The sequence below is a fragment of the Pseudomonas sp. GW821-FHT02H09 genome (assembly GCF_059421425.1).
Genome location: NZ_JBWKVA010000054.1, coordinates 1 through 802, shown reverse-complemented (window position 1 = coordinate 802; position 802 = coordinate 1). Strand labels below are relative to the sequence as shown.

Annotated in this window: 1 protein-coding gene; it reads left to right on the top strand. The window is 65.5% G+C overall.

The window, feature by feature from the left end; genetic code table 11:
• Window positions 1–802: Ig-like domain-containing protein (locus tag AC07VR_RS31610; protein ID WP_495013644.1), on the top strand; the 802-nt coding region annotated here is incomplete at both ends.

Genomic DNA, 802 nt, shown 5'->3' with positions numbered 1-802 from the left:
CGCTGAACTCGGTCAGTGCGCCGGCAAACAAGGGCACGGCCAGCGTGGTCGGCAACCAGCTGGTGTTCAACCCGGGGGCCGACTTCGACCACCTGGCGCAAGGCGTGGTCGAGCACGTGACGCTCAGCTACCAGATGCAGGACCAGTACGGGGCACTCTCGACCAGCAGCGTGGATGTGACCATCACCGGCACCAACGATGCGCCGGTGGCGGTGGCCGATGTGGCCGCCGGTACAGAAAACCAGACCCTCATGATTGACGTGCTGGCCAACGACACCGATGTCGACGACGGCCACGCGTTCACCTTGGTCAGCGCCAGCGCGCCGATCGGCCAGGGCAGCGCCAGCGTTGCGGGCAACCAGCTGCAGTTCAACCCGGGGGCCGATTTTGATCATCTGGCGCAGGGCGTGGTCGAGCACGTGACGCTCAATTACCAGATGCAGGACCAGTACGGGGCGCTCTCGAGTTCCACGGTGGATGTGACGATCACCGGCACCAATGACGCACCGGTGGCGGTGGCCGATGTGGCCGCCGGCACGGAGAACCAGACCCTGACCCTCAACGTGCTGGCCAATGACACCGACATCGATGACGGCCACCTGTTTACCTTGGTCAGCGCCAGCGCGCCGATTGGCCAGGGCAGCGCCAGCGTGGTCGGCAACCAGCTGCAGTTCAACCCGGGGACCGATTTCGACCACCTGGCGCAAGGCGTGGTCGAGCACGTGACGCTCAGCTACAACATGACCGACGAGCATGGCGCGCCCGCCAGCAGCACCGTGGTGGTGACCATCACCGGCACCAA